Origin of the sequence: Lientehia hominis (genome assembly GCF_021044755.1) — a bacterium.
Lineage (GTDB): Bacteria > Bacillota > Clostridia > Lachnospirales > Lachnospiraceae > Lientehia > Lientehia hominis.
This window is the reverse complement of sequence record NZ_JAJNOR010000002.1, coordinates 166,694-186,245: the sequence shown is the minus strand read 5'-3', so window position 1 is coordinate 186,245 and position 19,552 is coordinate 166,694. Positions and strand designations below refer to the sequence as shown.

At 49.3% G+C, this 19,552-nt stretch carries 19 protein-coding genes; 15 read left to right on the top strand and 4 right to left on the bottom strand.

What is annotated here, in order from left to right; all coding sequences use genetic code 11:
* Positions 1-28 precede the first annotated feature (28 nt).
* The 15 genes from rfbD to LQE92_RS05625 all read left to right on the top strand — a co-directional run bounded on the left by rfbD (position 29) and on the right by LQE92_RS05625 (position 16,100).
* On the top strand, positions 29-874 hold the full coding sequence (gene rfbD, locus LQE92_RS05695) for a dTDP-4-dehydrorhamnose reductase (protein ID WP_231062031.1): 846 nt from the start codon (positions 29-31) through the stop codon (positions 872-874).
* Between the two features lie 117 nt (positions 875-991).
* Positions 992-2,341 (top strand): phosphoglucosamine mutase, encoded by a 1,350-nt coding sequence (glmM, locus tag LQE92_RS05690; protein ID WP_231062030.1) that lies wholly within the window; start codon positions 992-994, stop codon positions 2,339-2,341.
* Entirely contained in the window at positions 2,331-2,813 is a 483-nt protein-coding gene (locus LQE92_RS05685) for a VanZ family protein (RefSeq protein WP_231062029.1), read from the top strand. Before glmM ends, LQE92_RS05685 begins: the two co-directional genes overlap by 11 nt.
* A gap of 1 nt (position 2,814) precedes the next feature.
* The gene (locus LQE92_RS05680; RefSeq protein WP_231062028.1) at positions 2,815-3,873 is read left to right on the top strand and encodes a pyridoxal phosphate-dependent aminotransferase; all 1,059 of its coding nucleotides are present in this window, start codon (positions 2,815-2,817) and stop codon (positions 3,871-3,873) included.
* A 100-nt stretch (positions 3,874-3,973) separates the two neighbouring features.
* Complete coding sequence (locus LQE92_RS05675) at positions 3,974-5,314, top strand: glutamine synthetase family protein (protein ID WP_231062027.1); 1,341 nt, start codon at positions 3,974-3,976, stop codon at positions 5,312-5,314.
* A gap of 38 nt (positions 5,315-5,352) precedes the next feature.
* Positions 5,353-5,901, top strand: a complete 549-nt coding sequence (locus LQE92_RS05670; protein ID WP_231062026.1) for an ANTAR domain-containing response regulator — start codon at positions 5,353-5,355, stop codon at positions 5,899-5,901.
* A gap of 22 nt (positions 5,902-5,923) precedes the next feature.
* A complete protein-coding gene (dapF, locus tag LQE92_RS05665) occupies positions 5,924-6,736 on the top strand; it encodes a diaminopimelate epimerase (RefSeq protein WP_331001246.1) in 813 nt (270 codons plus the stop codon).
* 26 nt (positions 6,737-6,762) lie between these two features.
* The gene (locus LQE92_RS05660) at positions 6,763-7,977 is read left to right on the top strand and encodes an LL-diaminopimelate aminotransferase (RefSeq protein ID WP_231062025.1); all 1,215 of its coding nucleotides are present in this window, start codon (positions 6,763-6,765) and stop codon (positions 7,975-7,977) included.
* Between the two features lie 448 nt (positions 7,978-8,425).
* Complete coding sequence (locus LQE92_RS05655; RefSeq protein WP_231062024.1) at positions 8,426-8,920, top strand: MurR/RpiR family transcriptional regulator; 495 nt, start codon at positions 8,426-8,428, stop codon at positions 8,918-8,920.
* Positions 8,917-9,252, top strand: a complete 336-nt coding sequence (locus tag LQE92_RS05650; RefSeq protein ID WP_231062023.1) for a MurR/RpiR family transcriptional regulator — start codon at positions 8,917-8,919, stop codon at positions 9,250-9,252. Before LQE92_RS05655 ends, LQE92_RS05650 begins: the two co-directional genes overlap by 4 nt.
* A 54-nt stretch (positions 9,253-9,306) precedes the next feature.
* Positions 9,307-10,623, top strand: a complete 1,317-nt coding sequence (locus tag LQE92_RS05645) for an ADP-dependent glucokinase/phosphofructokinase (RefSeq protein WP_231062022.1) — start codon at positions 9,307-9,309, stop codon at positions 10,621-10,623.
* A gap of 27 nt (positions 10,624-10,650) precedes the next feature.
* Positions 10,651-12,156 (top strand): xylulokinase, encoded by a 1,506-nt coding sequence (xylB, locus tag LQE92_RS05640; protein WP_231062021.1) that lies wholly within the window; start codon positions 10,651-10,653, stop codon positions 12,154-12,156.
* 49 nt (positions 12,157-12,205) lie between these two features.
* Complete coding sequence (locus tag LQE92_RS05635) at positions 12,206-13,717, top strand: sugar ABC transporter ATP-binding protein (protein ID WP_231062020.1); 1,512 nt, start codon at positions 12,206-12,208, stop codon at positions 13,715-13,717.
* 12 nt (positions 13,718-13,729) lie between these two features.
* Entirely contained in the window at positions 13,730-14,713 is a 984-nt protein-coding gene (locus LQE92_RS05630; RefSeq protein WP_231062019.1) for an ABC transporter permease, read from the top strand.
* Between the two features lie 331 nt (positions 14,714-15,044).
* Entirely contained in the window at positions 15,045-16,100 is a 1,056-nt protein-coding gene (locus LQE92_RS05625; RefSeq protein ID WP_231062018.1) for a substrate-binding domain-containing protein, read from the top strand.
* Between the two features lie 258 nt (positions 16,101-16,358).
* Here LQE92_RS05625 and dhaL read toward each other — a convergent pair whose 3' ends face one another.
* The 4 genes from dhaL to LQE92_RS05605 form a co-directional block, all read right to left on the bottom strand.
* Positions 16,359-16,997 carry a dihydroxyacetone kinase subunit DhaL gene (gene dhaL / locus LQE92_RS05620; protein WP_269141874.1) on the bottom strand — a complete coding sequence of 213 codons (639 nt, stop codon included), beginning with the start codon at positions 16,995-16,997 and terminating at the stop codon, positions 16,359-16,361.
* Between the two features lie 46 nt (positions 16,998-17,043).
* Positions 17,044-18,042, bottom strand: a complete 999-nt coding sequence (locus tag LQE92_RS05615; protein ID WP_231062017.1) for a dihydroxyacetone kinase subunit DhaK — start codon at positions 18,040-18,042, stop codon at positions 17,044-17,046.
* Positions 18,043-18,095: 53 nt separating this feature from the next.
* A complete protein-coding gene (rpiB, locus tag LQE92_RS05610) occupies positions 18,096-18,548 on the bottom strand; it encodes a ribose 5-phosphate isomerase B (protein ID WP_147596139.1) in 453 nt (150 codons plus the stop codon).
* A gap of 114 nt (positions 18,549-18,662) precedes the next feature.
* Positions 18,663-19,520 (bottom strand): sugar phosphate isomerase/epimerase family protein, encoded by an 858-nt coding sequence (locus tag LQE92_RS05605; RefSeq protein WP_231062016.1) that lies wholly within the window; start codon positions 19,518-19,520, stop codon positions 18,663-18,665.
* Positions 19,521-19,552 lie beyond the last annotated feature (32 nt).

Below are 19,552 nucleotides of genomic sequence, written 5' to 3'. Positions count from 1 at the left end.
GTAGTGCAGATGATAGGGAGACAAAGACATGAAGGTTCTGGTAACAGGCGTAAAGGGTCAGCTGGGCTATGATGTGATGAATGAGCTGGCCAAAAGGGATATAGAAGCTGTTGGAGTGGACATTGAAGAAATGGACATTACTGATGCGGAGGCAGTGAGGAGAGTCATCACTGAGGCCGGAGTGGACGCGGTGATTCATTGTGCCGCTTATACGGCAGTGGACGCGGCGGAGGACAATATGGAGCTCTGCCGGAGAATCAATGCCGGAGGCACGGAAAATATTGCCGTGGTCTGCAGAGAGTTGGATATAAAGATGATATATATCAGCACCGACTATGTGTTTGACGGCCAGGGTACCAGGCCCTGGGAGCCGGACGACAGCCGGAATCCGCTCAATGCATACGGCGAAGCGAAATATGAGGGTGAGCTGGCGGTGGAAAAGCATTTGACGAAGTATTTCATTGTCCGCATAGCGTGGGTATTTGGCGTGAATGGAAAGAACTTCATAAAGACCATGCTGCGTCTCGGCGACGAAAAAGGAGCCGTGAGCGTGGTGGATGATCAGATCGGTTCTCCCACCTATACCTATGATCTGGCCCGGCTGCTGGTGGATATGGTGCAGACAGAAAAATACGGAAGATATCATGCCACCAACGAGGGACTTTGCAGCTGGTATGAGTTTGCCCGGGAGATATTCAGGCAGGCGGGCATGGATGTGAAGGTGACCCCGGTCAGCAGCAATGAATTTACGGCGAAGGCGAAAAGGCCTCAGAACAGTCGGATGTCTAAGGATAAGCTGGAGGAAAATGGATTTGAAAGGCTTCCCTCCTGGCAGGACGCCTTGAAAAGATACCTGAAGGCTCTTGGAAAATAAGCATGAGAAGCCGGAAGGCGGCCATAGAATATATGGAGAAGAGGTTTCGAGACAGTTGTCCTGGAACCTTTTCCTGCTCTAAGAAAGTATCGATTGACTGGAAGATAGGAGAATGATATGGGTAAGTATTTTGGCACGGATGGCTTCCGCGGAGAGGCCAATAAAGTACTGACAGTGGAACACGCGTATAAGGTAGGACGATTCCTGGGCTGGTATTACAGTCAGGAAAACGGCAGGAAATGCCGGGTGGTGATCGGTAAGGATACCAGAAGAAGCAGTTATATGTTTGAATATTCTCTGGTGGCGGGCCTGACGGCCTCAGGAGCTGACGCCTATCTGCTTCATGTGACAACAACTCCCAGCGTGTCTTATGTTGTGCGGACCGAGGACTTCGACTGCGGCATCATGATCTCTGCCAGCCATAACCCTTTTTATGACAACGGGATCAAGGTCCTGAACGGCAGAGGAGAAAAGCTGGAAGAAGAAGTGAGCGACAAGATCGAGGCATATATAGACGGAGTGACAGGTGAGATTCCGTTTGCTGTCCGGGAAGAGATCGGCAGGGCCGCTGACTATTCTCAGGGAAGAAACCGGTATGTCGGATATTTGATCTCTCTTGCCACACGCTCCTATAAAGGCATGAGGGTGGGCCTGGACTGCTCTAACGGCAGTGCATTTTCCATAGCCAAAAACGTATTTGACGCACTGGGCGCCAAAACGTATGTGATAAACAATGAGCCGGACGGCACGAATATCAACCTGAACTGCGGTTCCACTCATATTGAAGTCCTGCAGAAATATGTGGTGGAGAATCAGCTGGATGTGGGATTCGCTTACGACGGAGATGCCGACCGGTGTATCGCGGTGGATGAAAACGGCCGCGTGGTGGACGGAGACCTGATCCTTTATATCTGCGGCCTGTATATGAAGGAACGGGGAATGCTGGATACAAATACGGTGGTGACGACGGTCATGTCCAACATTGGCCTTTATAAAGCTCTGGATATTGCCGGCATCCGTTATGAGAAAACGAATGTGGGCGACCGGTTCGTATATGAAAATATGGTAAACAACGGACACCGCCTGGGCGGCGAGCAGTCCGGACATATCATATTCAGCAAATATGCTTCCACGGGAGACGGCATTCTGACCTCTCTGAAGCTGATGGAAGTGATGCTGGAAAAAAAGGAGAAGCTTGGAAAACTGACCTCACCGGTGGACATCTATCCTCAGCTCCTTAAAAATATCCGGGTAAAGAGCAAGCCGGAGGCGAGGGAAGATGCCGATGTGAAAAAAGCAGTGGAAAAAGTGGCGGACGCTCTTGGAAACGACGGCAGGATTCTGGTCCGGGAGAGCGGAACAGAGCCGCTGATCCGCGTCATGGTGGAAGCGAAGACAGATGAACTTTGCGAAAAATACGTTTCAGATGTACTCGAAGTCATAAAGGCAAAGGGACATGAAGCGTAGAAGGAGCGTACCCGGCAGGCGCTGGATTTTTCTGGCGCTGTCGTTACTTTGGATGCTGGTCATTTTTACGTTTTCTGCTCAGGATGGAGAAGCCTCCGGAACAATCAGTATTACCGTGTCGTCGGCTCTTCATCTACCGGAGTGGTTGATCCGAAAAGGGGCCCATATGGCGGAGTATGTGGTTCTGGCTGTTCTTTTGTCCGGTTTTTTTTCCACATTTCCATCTCTGGGAAGGAAAAGGCAGGGCGCGGCAGCGTGGCTTTTCTCTGTTCTGTATGCGGCGACCGATGAGTTCCATCAGATATTCTCTGGAGGCCGGACACCGGCAGTCCGCGATGTGTTGATAGACGGGTCGGGGGCGGCTCTGGGAGCCGCTTTGTTCTTCTTGGCTGTTTGGATGAAGGAGAAACGGCAGAGAAAGATACAGGAACAGATTGACTGGAAGGACTTAACGAAAGAAGGAAGAGGATAACATGAGACCCTGGGAAGCGAATATCAGAAAAGTAGTACCTTATGTGCCCGGTGAACAGCCGAAAAAAGAGCGGATGATAAAGCTGAACACCAACGAGAATCCTTATGACCCGGCGCCGTCGGTGTGTGAGGCGGCGAGGAGCTTTGAAACGGGGAAGCTGAGACTTTATCCGGACCCTTCGGCAACCGTTCTGGTGGATGCTCTGGCGGGGCGGTATGGCCTGGATTCAGATCAGGTTTTTGTGGGAGTCGGTTCCGATGACGTTCTGGCAATGGCATTTCTTACTTTTTTTAATTCTGAGAAACCGATTCTGTTTCCCGACATATCCTATTCTTTTTACAGTGTGTGGGCAGATCTTTACAGAATTCCATACGAGAGGCCGGCTTTGGATGAAGAATTCCGGATTCGGAAGGAAGATTATTATAAGGAGAACGGAGGCGTGATCTTCCCGAATCCCAATGCTCCTACGTCTCTTGCCATGGGAATCGGGGACGTGGAGGACATCATTGTCCACAACCAGGATGTGGTCGTGATCGTGGATGAGGCGTATATAGACTTTGGAGGAGAATCTGCCCTCGGACTGCTCTCCAAATATGAGAACCTTCTGGTCGTCCAGACTTTTTCCAAATCCCGTTCCATGGCCGGCATGCGGATTGGCTACGCGATGGGAAACAAGACGTTGATAAAGGCGCTGAATGACGTAAAGTATTCCTTTAACTCTTATACCATGAACCAGACTTCCCTTTGCCTGGGGACGGAAGCCGTCAAATCGGAAGCTTATTTTCAGGAGACGATCGGAAAGATCAAGGCTACGAGAGAACGGTCGAAGAAACGTCTGTCCCGTCTGGGGTTCGTCTATCCCGAACCGAGTGCCAACTTTATATTTGCCAGACAACCTGGCGCTGATGCAAGGGAGCTGTTTGAGGCATTGAAAAAGGAAGACATCTATGTGAGGTTTTTTGATGCGCCGAGGATTGACCAGTATCTGCGGATCACTATCGGCACGGATGAACAGATGGATATTCTTTTTGATTTTCTCGAAAGCTATCTGCATCGTTGACAAATAGGAAATGCCCTGTTATCATTTAAGGAGAACAAGGGCGTTTCTTCTATATAAGGAAGTACGCCCGTTTTTAGTATAAAAAAAGGAGCGGTGTCATATGAGTGAAAACAGATATACCAAAGAGGATATCCTCCGCATGGCAGAAGAAGAGGACGTGGAGTTTGTACGTCTTCAGTTTCCGGATATTTTCGGCGTGCTGAAAAATATGGCGATCACAGCCAGCCAGCTGGAGAAGGCTCTGAACGATGAGTGCAGCTTTGACGGTGTATCCATCAACGGATATGGAGAGCTGTCAAAGACAGATCTGTTCCTCAGGCCGGATTTGAACACGTTTGAGATTTTTCCATGGCGTCCTCAGCAGGGAAAGGTGGCCCGTCTGATCTGCAATGTCTATAATGCGGACGGCACCCCTTATGCAGCGGATACCCGCATGGTTCTGAAGAGGGTTGTGGAAAAGGCGAAGAAGATGGGATATGTTTTTAAAGTGGAGCCGGAATGTGAATTCTTTTTGTTCCATATTGACGATGGCGGGATGCCGACTACCGTTACCCATGAGCACGCCGGATATTTCGATGTCGGTCCGGTGGACTTTGCCGAAAATGTCCGCCGCGATATTGTTCTTAACCTGGAGGAAATGGGGTTTGAAGTAAAATCTTCCCATCATGAAAAAGCTCCCGGTCAGCATGAGGTGGACTTTAAATACAGCGATGTTCTGAACACAGCGGACAATCTGCTCACCTTTAAGATGACGGTGAAATCCATAGCAAAGCGGCACGGCCTTCACGCGACCTTCATGCCGAAACCAAAATCGGATGTGGACGGATCTGGGATGCATATCAACATGTCCCTCTGGGATGAAGAAGGAAATGATGTATTTTATGATAAGGATGATGCATATAAAATCAGTGAGACCGCACGCTGCTTCATGGCAGGCATCCTGAGACACATCGGCGCCATCACGGCGCTTACCAACCCGCTCGTCAACTCATATAAACGCCTTACCCCCGGTTTTGAAGCCCCGGTATACGCCACCTGGTCCGCAGAGACCACCTTTGCGCTTCTCCGCGTGCCGTCGGTCATTGGAACTCATGCGAAGCTGGAGCTGCGGTCTCCTGATCCAACCGCCAATCCATATCTGGCGTTTGCCGCCTGTCTGGCAGCAGGGCTACAGGGAATTGAGGAAAAGCTTTTGCTGGCTCCCAGCGTGGATACCAACGTGTCCGCCTGGACAGATGAAGAACGAAGGAATCTAGACATCGAGCGGCTTCCTAAAAACATGTGCGATGCGATAAACGCGCTGGAGGATGACAGGTTTATTGTAGAAGTAATAGGAGAGGCGGTCGCAGGACAGTATATCCGTGCCAAGAGACAGGAATGGAACACATATCGCAGACAAGTGACTGAATGGGAGATCAAGGAGTACCTGAACCGTTATTAGATCAGATCTGACCCGGAAGTTGACTTGGAGGTGACAGCGTGGCTAATATTATAGTGGTCTTTCCCAAGGCGGAGGATGCGAAGAACATCCGGAATATCCTGACCCGGAATGGTTTCAACGTCACAGCTGTCTGTACCACGGGTGCTCAGGTCCTGAACTATACTGACAGCCTGAATGACGGGGTAGTGGTATGCGGATACCGGTTTGCGGATATGAGGTATGCAGAGCTTTATGATTATCTCCCGGATGGCTTTCAGATGCTTTTGGTGGCATCTCAGCAGTACTGGGGGGAATGCACAGCCGACAATCTGGTGTGTGTCAGCATGCCGCTCCGCCTTCATGATCTCATTGATACCCTGACCATGATGGAGGAAACGCTGGTCAGAAGGCGCAGAAAACTGAGAGAGTGCCCGAGGCAGAGAAGCGCAGAAGACAAAGAGGCTATCCTGAAAGCAAAAGAGGTCCTGATGGAGCGCAATAATATGACAGAAACGGAAGCGCATCGCTATATACAAAAATGCAGTATGGACAGCGGCACCAATATGGCGGAGACCGCTCAGATGATCCTGAGCATTATGAAACAGTGATGGGCTGGAAAGGTGGTATGGATTGCGGTTTACGAAGATGCACGGTCTTGGCAATGACTATGTATATGTAAACTGTTATGAGGAAAGCATTGAGGCGCCTGCTCTGGTGGCGAAAGCGATCAGCGACAGGCACTTTGGCATCGGGGCCGACGGGCTGATTTTGATTCAGCCGTCAGAAAAGGCCGACTGCCGGATGGTGATGTACAATGCGGACGGTTCCAGGGGCGCCATGTGCGGCAATGGAATCCGATGTGTGGGAAAATATGTGTATGAGAACGGACAGGTACAGACTGCCCGCATGAATATTGAGACAGACAGTGGAATACGGAGGCTTTTTTGCAGGACCAGAAATGGAAAAGTAAATCTGGTGGATGTGGAGATGGGAATTCCTGTGGTGGAGAAACGAGAGGTACTGAAAGCTGGAGACAGGAGCTTTTCTTTTACTCCGGTGAACGTGGGAAATCCCCATGCGGTCCTTTTCTATACAGATGTGGAAAGCCTGGACCTTGCGGATCTGGGACCTCTCTTGGAACGGCATGATAGGTTTCCTGACCGGACAAATGTGGAATTTGCCCAGGTGCTGGACGCCCAGAATATCAGGCTGAGGGTCTGGGAACGCGGTACCGGTGAGACTATGGCATGTGGTACAGGGGCCTGTGCGGCCTGTGCGGCCGCCATATCCATGGGACTTGTGAAGCGGAAAGTCGTGATGCACCTGACAGGAGGCTGCCTGGATATCACCTGGGCGAACCCGGGAGGACCGATGGTCATGACAGGTCCTGCGGCAGAGGTGTTCCGCGGTGAGATTTCACTTAAAGACTTTTTGAAAAGCTAGGAAAGAATAAACGGAGGATGTGAATTATGTACAAGATTAATGATAATTATCTGAAGCTGCCGGGGAGTTACCTTTTCTCCACCATTGGAAAGAAGGTCAGAGAGTATTCAGAGGCCAATCCGGACAGGGAGATCATCCGGCTGGGGATCGGCGATGTCACACAGCCGATCGCGCCTGCCATCATCCGGGCCATGCATAAAGCGGTGGACGAGATAGGGGTTCAGGAGAGCTTCCGCGGATATGCCCCGGATCTCGGATATGAATTCCTGCGGAAGGCGATTTCGGAAGGCGATTATAAAGCCAGAGGATGTGAGATCGCTGCGGATGAGATATTCGTCAGCGACGGCGCAAAATGTGATTCCGGGAATATCCAGGAGATCTTCAGCGTGGACAATAAAATCGCGGTCTGCGACCCGGTATATCCTGTTTATGTGGATACCAATGTCATGGCAGGACGGACGGGGACCTATAATTCGGACACCGGAATGTGGAGTGATGTGATTTACATGCCCTGTACGATGGAAAATGGTTTTTCTCCCGATCTGCCCGCCGAGATACCGGACATCATCTACCTTTGTTTCCCCAATAACCCTACCGGCTCCACGATCACGAAGGATCGTCTTCAGGAATGGGTGGACTATGCCAACCGGTCCGGCGCTGTGATTATTTACGACGCGGCATATGAAGCTTATATAGCAGAGGACGATGTGCCTCATTCCATATACGAATGTGAAGGGGCCAGAACCTGCGCCATTGAGCTGAAGAGTTTTTCTAAAAACGCCGGCTTTACAGGTGTCCGCCTTGGGTATACCGTAATTCCGAAGGAGCTTAAATGCGGAGACGTTTCTCTTCATGCCCTGTGGGCCAGGCGGCATGGGACAAAATATAATGGTGCCCCTTATATCGTACAAAGAGCGGGTGAGGCCGTATATTCAGTGGAAGGAAAGAAGCAGCTTAAAGCGCAGGTGGCTTATTACATGAACAACGCGAAGGTCATTTATGAAGGACTTAAATCTGCCGGCTATACAGTGTCAGGAGGTGTGAACGCCCCTTATATCTGGCTTAAGACTCCGGAGAAAATGTCATCCTGGGAATTCTTTGATTATCTGTTGGAGAGAGCCAACGTTGTGGGAACGCCCGGATCCGGCTTTGGACCCAGTGGAGAAGGATACTTCCGGCTGACCGCGTTTGGAACTTATGAAAACACAGCGAAAGCCATTGAACGTATAAAAGCACTGTAGAGGGACTCCTGATATTTCGGGCTTGTTTTGCGTTATGAGGCTGTACTTGACGGTCTACTCCGGTCCTGGAGGAGAAGTTAAGTATAGCCTTTTATATTAGTTCTGTAAGAATTCGACAGTTTTTTACATACACTTTACTCGGTTAAATGTTTAAAGTGTACAAAGGAATTTGCTGTAATTATAAGATAAAATAATTTAAAAGTGTGAAAGTTTTTTTCAGGACGGTGGTAAATTTCCATAAAAATGTCAACAATATTTGGTGATAAAGCACGAAATTCCAAGAAAATCCGGAAAATTATTAAAAAAAATTTCATGAGAGGGTTATTTTACATGTATATCCGATTGACAAAGCTGTGCAATTATCCTATAATCAGTATCATAAAGTTAATGAAATTGTTCAATAGGACGAACGGATTATCGGCATGACTTTGGGGGAAATGAGATGGGGATGAATGATTTGGTAATTGATACAATTAAAGAAAACTACCAGCAGATGTTCTCCGCAGAAAAAAAGGTAGCCGATTTTATCCTTCAGCATCCGGAGCAGACAGTTTCTTCCAATGTCTCTGAATTGGCGGAGCTGAGCGGCGTCAGCGACGCTACGGTCATCCGGATGTGCAAGCATTTGGGATATCAGGGGTTCTACCAGATGAAGCTGAATCTGGCCAGGGATCTGGGGCAGCATCAGTTGGTGGGCTACTGCGGCGATCAGGACAATCCTGACACAGCGAAAGCCATTCTGCAGGGAATTGCCAGGAATCTTCTGAATACGGCTTCTAAGCTCGATATGAATGTGATACTTGTCTGTGCGAAAATGATTCGGGAGAGCGAGATGGTGCGGTTGCGGTTGGAAATACGAGTCCGGTCGCTATTGACCTGGGATTCCGGCTTGGCCGTCTGGGGATTCGTACCAGCAGCGCATTGGTGCCGGAATATTTTTTGAGCAATATCAGCCTGGGAAGCAAAAAAGACGTCATAGTAGCGATTTCCCATTCCGGAAGCTCCAGACAAGTGATACAGGCTTTGGAGCTGGGAAGGGATAAGGGGATGAAGAGCATTGCGATAACGGGTTCCGCCAGGAGTCCTGTTTCCCAGATTGCAGATTATACGCTCAATATTCCCGTAGAAGATCCTTTGTTCAGCGAGTTCGGAGCGATTTCTCATGTGTATGCGATGGCGGTCATTGATGCCCTTTTATATTTTGTGGCCAATGCAGAGAGAGGCCCCAGGGATGTGGACAGGCTGGAGATGCTGCTCGCGGAATATAAGCTTTGACGGGCAGAAAAAGGATGTTATCAGATTTTAAATTTATGTAAAAAGGTGGAAAAAATGGCATATCAGGATAAATACGAAGCGTATCTGGACCAGATTCCGGCCGATATCGAGAAGTGCAGGGCGGATGGAAAGCGTCATGTGTTCGGGTATACCAGCAATTATGATGTGGTCCTTAAATGGGATGTGGCTGTTTATAATCAGATTCTGAAAGAATATCTAAAGGATGAACCCAGCGCCAAAGCCGGCGACACGATGGATACCATGGAGGATTTTGCCAGGATCAGCAGCTATTGTCTGATGAAAGGGATCGGGGCGAATTTCGATATAACCAATGTGGAGATCTGTGAATACCTGCAGAGCCATTTTGAATCGGAGCCGGCTCTGGGAGGAACCTGCGCACAGGGTGCTGCGGCTCTGGCGGCAATGGGATTTCCCATGGTGGCGCAGCTTACGGATAAATGCAGAGAGGTCTGTGAGATGATGGACGCTTCTGACATGAGGGTCGTGAAGGGCGAGAACCTGGTGCCCATCATGGAAGGTGCATCCGACGAACCGCCTGTGTATCATATGATCCTTCAGTTCTCGAAGGACGACAGGATTGTCATTCATGGAAAGGAATATGCGGTGCCTCTGTCGAACCGCCTGATTCTGTTCTATGACAAGATACATAAAACGGTGCCGATCGATCAGTGCTTTTTTGATTATTGGAATGCCCATACGGATGACATATCCTCTTATCTGGCTGCCGGCTTTGATGCAGTGATCGACACGGGGATCATGGAAGAACGGCTGGATCAGCTCTGCCGGCATTTTGAGATCATGAGGAGAAAGAATCCGGAGTTCATCTTCTACTTCGAGGGGGCGTTTTACATGAACCCGGAGGTAAAGGAGATGATCTTCAGGCGTTTGGCTCCCTATGCGAATATCTTTGGCAGCAACGAAGAAGAACTGGTCGCGCAGAATGAAAAGTATGGAATAGAGACAGATATAACGGATATAGAATCGGTGATCAATGGAATAGAGGCTCTCCTGTCACGCTATGGTATAAGAGGCATGGTGCTTCATACAAAGGACTATTCTCTGTATTATGGAGAAGAACTCGCCGGAATCGATATTGAAAAAGGACTGACCATCGGGAATCTGATGTCGGGCACCAGGGCGAGAATCGGTAAATATGGCAGTCAGGACGAATGCCGTGAGAGCCTGTCCCTTGGACTCAGTCCCACAGGTCTTGCTTTCCACGAGAGATTAAGGGAATTGAAGCCTGCAAAGCAGGCGGTGCTTGTACCGTCAAGATATCTGGAGCATCCGAAATACACCATTGGCCTGGGAGATACTTTTGTGGCAGGGGTGCATACTTGCTTTGAATGATAAAAAAAGATAAAGTGAGGAAAAGCCATGGCATATTTAATGGGGATTGATCTGGGGACTTCCAGCCTGAAAACCATCATCATCGATGAAGCTGGAAATGTAAAGGCAGTGAGCGCCAGACCATATCAGTTTGCTTCTCCCTGCGGCGGGTATGCGGAGCATGACCCGAGGGAATGGTGGCAGGCCTGCTGCGAAACGGTAAAAGAGGCGCTGGACGCGTGTGGTGCACCGGCCGCTTCGGTGAAGGGCGTGAGTTTCTCCGGCCAGATGCACGGAGCAGTGCTCTTGGATAAGGACTATCAGGTGATACGCCCGGCGATTCTTCACTGTGACGCCCGTTCTGCCGTACAGGTGGAGGAGATCAAGAGGGTTCTCGGTATGGATAAGGTCAGGGAGCTCATCATGAACCCGGTGTATACGGGATTCCTGCTTCCGTCTTTGATGTGGGTGAGGGATAATGAACCGGAAAATTATGAAAAAGTCCGGCACGTATTTTTGCCTAAGGATTATCTTAAGTTCAGGATGACAGGAGAGGTTTCTTCGGACTATTCCGATGCTTCTGCCACTCTGGCGTTTGACATAAAGAAAAACTGCTGGTCCGAAGAGATTCTGAGAGCGGTGGATGTACCGATGGATATCTTTCCCAGATGCTACGGGACCGATGAGGCGGCGGGAACTGTCTGTGAAGCGGCCTCCAGAGAAACGGGGCTTTCAACATCAACGGTAGTGGTGGCCGGAGGCGGCGACCAAGTGATGCAGGGGATTGGAAACGGGATTACCCAGGTGGGCTCCGCGACATCCAACATCGGAACCAGCGGACAAGTCTCTTTTCAGAGCGATACGCCGATTATGAATCCGGCGCTGAGCACCAATACATTCTGCGGATATAAAAAAGGAAGATGGTTCACCATGGGGGCCATCATGAACGCAGGATTATCCCTTAAGTGGTTTAACAGCCTCTTTGAGACGGCTGATTTCAACCAGATAAATGAACAAGTTGCAAAAGTGAGACCGGGAAGCGGAGGCGTTATTTTCCTTCCATACCTCAATGGAGAGAGAACCCCTCACGTAAATCCCAACCTGAGCGGGATGTTCTTGGGCGTGAACCTGAATACAGGGCGTCCGGAAATGACCCGGGCGGTTATGGAAGGCGTGGCCTTTGCACTTTATCAGTGTATTGAGGTCTGCGGCAATCTGGGGCTTGAGGCTGACAATATGGTGGCCTCCGGCGGAGGCGCCAGAAGTGGTCCATGGCTGCAGATTCAGGCAGACATTTTCAACATCCCCCTGAAGGTGGCCGATACGGAAGAGCAGGCAGGACTTGGCTCCGCCATAGCAGCCGGAGTCGGGGCAGGCATCTACCGCGATATTGAGGAAGGATGCAGAGCAGTGGTGAAATACAAGGATATGCTTGTAGTTCCCAATGCTGCGGCTCATGAGGCTTACGAAGAGTATTACCAGCTTTATAAGGATACTTATGAGGCCGGCAGGGATGTTTTGCAGCGAGTAACATTGATGGGGCGGAGACAGTGATGTCGTGCCAAAAAAGAAAGCATAGAGGTGAGAAAAGTTGGGAGAAAACATGAATAACAAAGAAGGGTACATCTTTGAATGTGAAGGCATTTATAAAGCATTCGGCGGTACTCAGGCGTTGGCGGACGTCCAGCTTCATGTCAAGAAAGGCGAGGTTCTTGCACTGCTGGGTGAAAACGGCGCCGGCAAATCCACCCTGATGAAAGCCGTGATCGGTCTCCATCAGCCCGATGCCGGTACCATGACCTTCGAGGGCAGGCCGTATACGGCGAAAGGGCCCGTAGACGCCATGCGCGCAGGTATTTCCATGATCCACCAGGAGCTGAATCCCGAACCGCATCTGACCATCGCGGAGAGTATCTTCCTGAACAGGGAAGATGTGCACGGGGGCATTTTCCTGAATAAGAAGCTGCAGAATAAGAGAGCCCAGGAAATTCTGGACCAGTTTGATTTCCCTTATCCTGCGACGACTGTAATGGGGAAGCTTACATTGGCTCAGATGCAGATGATAGAGATCATCAAAGCAGTTTCCTGTGACGCGCGTATGATCATCATGGATGAGCCTACCTCCTCTCTGGACAGTGAGGAGACAAACCATCTGTTCCGGGTGATTCGTGATCTGAAGAAAAAAGGTGTGGCGATCATTTATATCTCGCATCGTATGGACGAGATTTTTGAGATCTGTGACAGTGTGGCTGTGTTCCGAGACGGTACTTATGTAGGCGACCGTTCCATGGACGGCGTCACGAAGGATGAGCTGATTTCCATGATGGTCGGCCGGGAAGTAAAGAATGTGTTCCCGAAGGTTGACTGTGAGATTGGTGAAACAGTATTTAAAGTAGAGGGCCTGAGCGGAGATGGCTTTGAGGACATCAGCTTTGAGGTGCATAAGGGAGAAATCCTGGGCCTGACCGGACTGGTAGGCTCCGGACGGAGCGAGACCATGAGGGCGATTTTTGGCCTGGATAAGCTGAAAAGCGGCAAAATATATCTGAACGGAGAAGAGATCACCATCAAAAGTCCCAGATCTGCGATCAAAAAGGGAATCTGTATGGTGAATGAAGACAGAAAGAATTATGGTCTCTGTCTGTTCCGTTCCATCAGAGAGAATATCTCTCTTCCGAATCTTCCTGAAAAACAGAGCGGCCTTCTGATCAACCAGAGGCGGGAGAAAAAAGAATGTGCCGAGGTATCGAAGAAGCTGACTGTAAAGGCGGCGAGCATCGAACACAATGCGTATTCTCTTTCCGGCGGCAATCAGCAGAAGGTGGTCATTGCGAAATGGGTCATGGCAAATCCTAAGGTCCTAATTCTGGATGAACCTACCCGAGGCGTAGACGTGGGCGCGAAATCGGAAATTCATACATTGATGTGCGAGTTCGCGGCAAAGGGAATGGCGATCATCATGATTTCCTCCGAGCTTCCGGAAGTCATGGGTATGAGTGACAGGGTGCTGATTTACCATGAAGGCAAGCTGAATGGTGAAGTAAGCCGTGAGGAGATTCAGAGTGGTGTGGCAACTCAGGAAGTCATCCTGGCAAAAGAGTTTGGTGGAAAATAGGAGGAGAGAAAAATGGCTGCAAAAAGCGAAAAGAAGATTTTAGGAATGGAACGGGAAACGTTCCGTCAGTTTATGGGCAAATACGGTATCAGCGTCATCATGGTCATCATGATCATTGCGATTGCGATTTACCGGCCCGTATTCTTAAGCGGTACTAATATTGTAAACATTATCACACAGATTTCCATTAACGGAATGCTGGCGTTTGGTATGTGCCTTGCCATCACCACCGGCGGTATTGATCTGACTGTAGGCGCGCAGCTGGCAGTCGTGGGCGTTATCATGGGACAGATGATCACCAATAACGGGATGCCGATTGCGGTTGGTATTCTGATCGGTGTTGCGGTGTCCACATTGTTTGGATTTATCAACGGCTTTTTGATCGCCAGATTCAATATGTTTCCCTTCGTTGTTACCTTGTCCATGCAGCTGATCATCCGAGGCGCTGCTCAGGTTATCAGCGGAGGTAAGGCAATCACTTTCGGCGCCGGCGTGAAGAATCTTTACTACGGTAAGCTTTTTGGAGTGATTCCCTATCCGATCGTTGCCCTGTTTGTAGTCTTTGTCATCATGTACATCATGTTCCACTGGACGAAGCTCGGACGCTATATCCTGGCTGTCGGCGGCAATGCCAACGCAGCTGTTGCCTCTGGTGTCAGTGAGTTCCGGATCAAAGTCATCTGCTATACCATCAGTGGTTTTCTGGCTGGTATCGCGGCGGTGATCATGGCGGCTAAGACGGGTTCCGGCCAGTCCAACCTGGGTGTCGGCTATGAGACGGATGCCGTTGCTGCCAGTGTAATCGGCGGCACCTCTTTTGCGGGCGGTATCGCTACGATGCCTGGTGTGCTCATGGGTATCTTTATCGTAGGTTTTATCTATAACGGCATCAACCTGATCGGTATCAATGCGAACTGGCAGTCCATCATCCGCGGCGCCATCATCATCGGCACGGTTATGCTGGATATGGCTATTAACGGAAGAAATCGTAAATAAGGATTATTATAGAAGCAGAAAAATGAAGATTTTGCCGCGGAGGGGATATTTCTTCTGCCGCGGCGGAATTATAGGATTCCATGAAATAAAACAACACGAAATTGACGGATTGCGCATGTTCATGGCGAAAACATTGGTAATTGTGCTGGTTTTGGAAAAAATTCTCGATAATATCGGGAAAAATGTCTGGAATCCATTGGTAATAAGTTATAAAACCACGTTGACTTAATAGGATAAATGTGGTAATATAAACAAAGAGCCTGATATGTTCAGGCGAACAAAAAAGGAGGAAAAAGAAATGAAAAAAGTGTTGGCAGTACTTTTAGCAGCAATGATGGTACTCAGCCTGGCAGCTTGTGGTGGCAAGAAGTCAGAAGAAACCACAAAGGCAGCTGAGAAGACGACCGCTGCAAAGGAAGAGACGACAAAAGCAGCAGAAGAGAAGACGACTGCTGCAAAGGATGAGACGACAAAAGCGGCAGAGGGCGGAGCAATAGCAGATGTAAACAACGACGGCAAGATTATCGTTGGTTATATCTCCAAGAACCTGACTGACCCCTTCCATGGTCCCATCAATGAATATGCAAAAACAACCTTCGATGGCCTGGTAGCAGACGGAACCATTGATGAGTGGACAGGCATCCTGGACGGCAATACCGATGCTCCTACACAGATTAACTGTGCACAGGACTGTATCGCTAAGAAATGTGACTTTGTTATCATCCTGCCCGCAGAGGCAGAAGCTTCTGACCCCGCTGTAGTTCAGATGTCTGAAGCAGGAATCAACGTAGTAGTTGTAAACTCCAAGACTACGAGCACCGATGACCTGGCTCTTGCATACTGTGGTTCTGATGACGTATATGCAGGTACTCTGCTTGGACAGTGGGTACTGGATAACTGCCCCGAAGGCGGCAAGTACATTCACTGCAACGGTATCTTAGGCAACTCCGCACAGATTCAGCGTACAGAAGGTATGCACAAAGTTCTGGATCCTCATGAAGAATTCGAGATGGTTGCTGATGAAGATACACAGTGGAAGGGCGACCTGGCTGCAAACGCTGCAACGAATGCAATTGCTAAATACGGTGATGAGCTGGTAGCTGTTATCTGTGACAATGATGATATGTCTTCCGCTGCACAGTCTGCTTGCAACGCAGCTGGCAGATCTGACATCATCTGTGTAGGTGTAGATGGAAACCAGACTCCTCTTGAAATGATCAAAGCTGGTGAGCTTGGCGCTACCGTTCTTCAGGACGGCGTTGGCCAGATGACAGCAGCTGTTAAGGTTATCACAGACATGGTTGCAGGAACTGCTCCCGCAAGCAAAGAAGTTATGGTTGACTTCGTTCTGGTAACCAAGGACAATGTAGACGAATACCTGAAATAATCCTGGAGATTCTTTGGTATCGGAATACATAAAAATGAGGGCATGTGCCGAAGCACATGCCCTTTTCCTGATTACGTTGATAGGAAATCAGGTGATATTAATACATCCATTTTCTGGGAGCAATCACTTTGTCGCAGCTTCCGGAATGGCTGCGTAATGATATTGCCCAGACGGCTCGGCATAAGGAAAAAGAGCGGATTTCTTATTCAAGAGAATCCGCTCCTTATTGTTTTTATAATGTTAGAGTTTAGATTGATATTATTTCATCAGTGCCTGCATGGAATCTGCCAGTGAGGTCAGCATCAGGTATGAGCTGGTGGCGCCGGCATCCAGGACGCCGCGGCTTCTCTCGCCGAGACGGCTCGCACGGCCGATCTTGGCGATCATGCCTTCTGTAGACTGCCATCCTTCTTTTGCTGCCACTTTCAGATCATCCAGAGCGGCGCTGAAATCTTTGCCGGCCTCCAAAGCGGCACAAAATGCGTCTCTCGCGGGAACCATGGCATCCAACAGGCATTTATCCCCGGGCTTTGCTCCGCCGATGTCCATTACGCCGTCCACCGCGTTGCAGATCATATCTTTGAACACATCTGCGTCGATCTCTTCTTTATCTTCACAAGCCATGGACATCTCATCGAAGAATACTCCGTACAGAGGGCCCATAGAACCCCCGATATCCTCCAGAAGGGTAGCGCCCAATATGCTTAAACCTTCGGCCATGTTAAATTCTTTACCGGCTAATTTTTCTCCGGTCATCGTAAAACCTTTATTCATATTGATGCCGTGATCGCCGTCGCCAATCTTGCCGTCTACTTCACTTAAAAAATCTTTGTTGTCCTGGATCGTCTTGATCAGTCCAAGGACTACAGAACCAGCCTCGCTGTTTTTGAAATTCATGATGATTTCTCCTTTTTTCAATGTATCGTGGAATCTTAACGAAGGATTATAACTGCTTTAAGCCTACGGAATCAGCGGGCATATCAATGCATTCCTTCAGTTCATCGTCCAGCTTCATAACAGTTAATGTGACGCCCATCATTTCCAGGGAAGTAAAGTAGTTGCCTACATATGCTTTATGTACCTTGATGCCTTTTTCAGCCAGCACCTCTTCCACTTTGTTGTATACGATATACTGCTCCATGACGGGAGTGGCGCCAAGACCGGAGAGCAGAACGACAACTTCATCTCCGGAAGTGAAAGGCAGGTCGGGAAGGATGATATCCAGCATCTCAACTGCCATTTCATCTGCTGTTTTGATGGGTTCAACCTTAATGCCGGGTTCACCGTGATGGCCAATGCCGACTTCCATAGTTCCGTCTTCAATTGTGAAGTTGGGATGTCCGACAGCGGGGATGGTACAGGGAGCTGTGCCGATACCTACGGAACGAGTATTATCAATGGCTTTCTGAGCAGCTGCGATGACCTCATCCAGGTCTGCTCCCATGGAAGCCTTTGCACCGCCGACTTTCCACATCAATACTTCTCCGGCAACACCACGGCGCTTTTCCAGCTCTGTCTTAGGAGCAGAAGCACAGTCATCGTTGGCTACGACGGTCTTAACGGTGATCCCTTCTTTTTTGGCGCTTCTTACGGCCATCTTCACGTTCATGTTGTCGCCGGCGTAATTGCCGTAAAGGCAGGCAACGCCTTTTCCGGAATCAGCGGCTCTCATCGCGTCCAGAAATGCTTTTGCTGTAGGTGAGGAGAAAATCTCTCCTGCGGCCACGGCGTCACACATATTCTTTCCGATATAGCCGATGAAAGCGGGCTTATGTCCTGAACCACCGCCGGTTACGATGCCTACCTTGCCTTCTACCGGTGCGTTTACATATTTTAACACACGGGAATTATCAGTTGCTGCGACAATGTCGGAATTGGCTTTTACAAAGCCTTTTAACATGTCCTCTACTACATAATTCGGATCATTGACAATTCTATTCATGGAATGATTCTCCCTTCAAATATTAAGTGAGTTGTAATCCGGATGGCCGGGATTTATTTACGATAGGAGGCCTCGACCTCCATAATGCGTTCTACTTTAGGGGTGGAGCCGCCGCCGGAAAAATCGCATTTCAGCCAGATATCCACCAGGTATTTCGCCAGTTCGACACCGATGACACGTTCTCCCATGCACATGATCTGGGCGTTGTTGCTTTTTCTGGAGCGCTCGGTGGAGAAAGGATCGTGGCAGACAGCGGCGCGTATGCCGGGTACCTTGTTAGCGGTGATGCACATTCCGATGCCGGTGCCGCAGACCAGGATGCCTCTGTCGAATTCTCCCCTTGCCACAGCTTCGGCAACTTTCTGGGCTACATCGGGATAGAGGATTACTTCGCCGGCTTCGGCGCCGAAATCTTTATACTCCACATCCTCTTTTGTGTCCAGATGTTTCATGACGGCTACTTTTAATGAATAAGCAGCTTCATCACAACCAATCGCAATTTTCATAACATTTACCTCTTTCTTTAAAATAGCCCGCAGGACAGGTTACATTCTGCGGGCCATATTACCTTGATCGGGAATAAAGGAACCCCTACTTTTCCATATTGGTATTAGGTCAGTTTACAGCTCTGCAGCGATGGCTTTTAAATTTGCCAGGCCGTCGCGGGCCAGATCTTCTCCTGTAGGAGCGAAGGAACGCCAGATCGCGCAGTTTCCGGATAACTCCTCAAAGCTGGGGTCAAAGGATTCGATGACCAGAGGTCCGTCATATCCGACTTCGTGTACGGCCTGGAAAAATTCCTTGAACGGTACAAGGCCGGTTCCAGGGATGCCTCTGTCGTTTTCATTTACATGAATATAACCCAGATATTCCTTTCCGCAGGTCTTTACGGCTCCGGCGAAGCTCTTTTCCTCGCGGATCATATGGAAGCAGTCGAGATGGACCTTCATATTACCGGTTCCCACATCCTTACAGAATTTAACAGCATCTTCCGCGATGTTCAGGAAGTGAGTCTCAAAACGGTTTACGCACTCTACGCAAATAGTTACATCGCCGGTAGCTTTGGCATATTCTGCATTTTCTTTCATGCATTCCACAGCCCAGGACCATTCCTGCTCGGTACGGGGTTTCTTAGTCAGATATCCCCATCCGGCGTAGTTGACGCCGCCCAGGATAGGAGCACCCAAGTAATTGCAGATGTCGATGCATTTTTTCATGGCCGCTACGGAAGCCTTACGGATTTCCGGATCGGGGGAGATCGGGTTGGTCTCCGGTGTCAGAGTCGTCGTGCATACGCAGTCGATGCCGACCTTGTCGAGTTCTTTCTTTACGGCCTCTGTCGGAAACGTAAAAGGATTGGAGATGGCGAAGTCAATGACCTCAAATCCCATCTCTTTTGCTTTGGGGATGATCCATAAATCTTTTTCACTGAAGCTTTCAGCCCAGATGAAGCTGTCTACGCCAAATTTAAAATACATTGGTTGCCCTCCAAATATCATTTTTCACAGTT

What these genes read in the sequence shown, in the direction of transcription:
- LQE92_RS05660 (WP_231062025.1), top strand. Translation starts at nt 6,763, where the DNA reads ATGTACAAGATTAATGATAATTATCTGAAGCTGCCGGGGAGTTACCTT.
- LQE92_RS05630 (WP_231062019.1), top strand. Translation starts at nt 13,730, where the DNA reads ATGGCTGCAAAAAGCGAAAAGAAGATTTTAGGAATGGAACGGGAAACG.
- LQE92_RS05635 (WP_231062020.1), top strand. Translation starts at nt 12,206, where the DNA reads ATGAATAACAAAGAAGGGTACATCTTTGAATGTGAAGGCATTTATAAA.
- LQE92_RS05680 (WP_231062028.1), top strand. Translation starts at nt 2,815, where the DNA reads ATGAGACCCTGGGAAGCGAATATCAGAAAAGTAGTACCTTATGTGCCC.
- LQE92_RS05675 (WP_231062027.1), top strand. Translation starts at nt 3,974, where the DNA reads ATGAGTGAAAACAGATATACCAAAGAGGATATCCTCCGCATGGCAGAA.
- rpiB (WP_147596139.1), bottom strand. Translation starts at nt 18,548, where the DNA reads ATGAAAATTGCGATTGGTTGTGATGAAGCTGCTTATTCATTAAAAGTA.
- LQE92_RS05685 (WP_231062029.1), top strand. Translation starts at nt 2,331, where the DNA reads ATGAAGCGTAGAAGGAGCGTACCCGGCAGGCGCTGGATTTTTCTGGCG.
- rfbD (WP_231062031.1), top strand. Translation starts at nt 29, where the DNA reads ATGAAGGTTCTGGTAACAGGCGTAAAGGGTCAGCTGGGCTATGATGTG.
- LQE92_RS05625 (WP_231062018.1), top strand. Translation starts at nt 15,045, where the DNA reads ATGATGGTACTCAGCCTGGCAGCTTGTGGTGGCAAGAAGTCAGAAGAA.
- dhaL (WP_269141874.1), bottom strand. Translation starts at nt 16,997, where the DNA reads ATGAATTTCAAAAACAGCGAGGCTGGTTCTGTAGTCCTTGGACTGATC.
- LQE92_RS05645 (WP_231062022.1), top strand. Translation starts at nt 9,307, where the DNA reads ATGGCATATCAGGATAAATACGAAGCGTATCTGGACCAGATTCCGGCC.
- glmM (WP_231062030.1), top strand. Translation starts at nt 992, where the DNA reads ATGGGTAAGTATTTTGGCACGGATGGCTTCCGCGGAGAGGCCAATAAA.
- LQE92_RS05605 (WP_231062016.1), bottom strand. Translation starts at nt 19,520, where the DNA reads ATGTATTTTAAATTTGGCGTAGACAGCTTCATCTGGGCTGAAAGCTTC.
- LQE92_RS05615 (WP_231062017.1), bottom strand. Translation starts at nt 18,042, where the DNA reads ATGAATAGAATTGTCAATGATCCGAATTATGTAGTAGAGGACATGTTA.
- xylB (WP_231062021.1), top strand. Translation starts at nt 10,651, where the DNA reads ATGGCATATTTAATGGGGATTGATCTGGGGACTTCCAGCCTGAAAACC.
- LQE92_RS05655 (WP_231062024.1), top strand. Translation starts at nt 8,426, where the DNA reads ATGAATGATTTGGTAATTGATACAATTAAAGAAAACTACCAGCAGATG.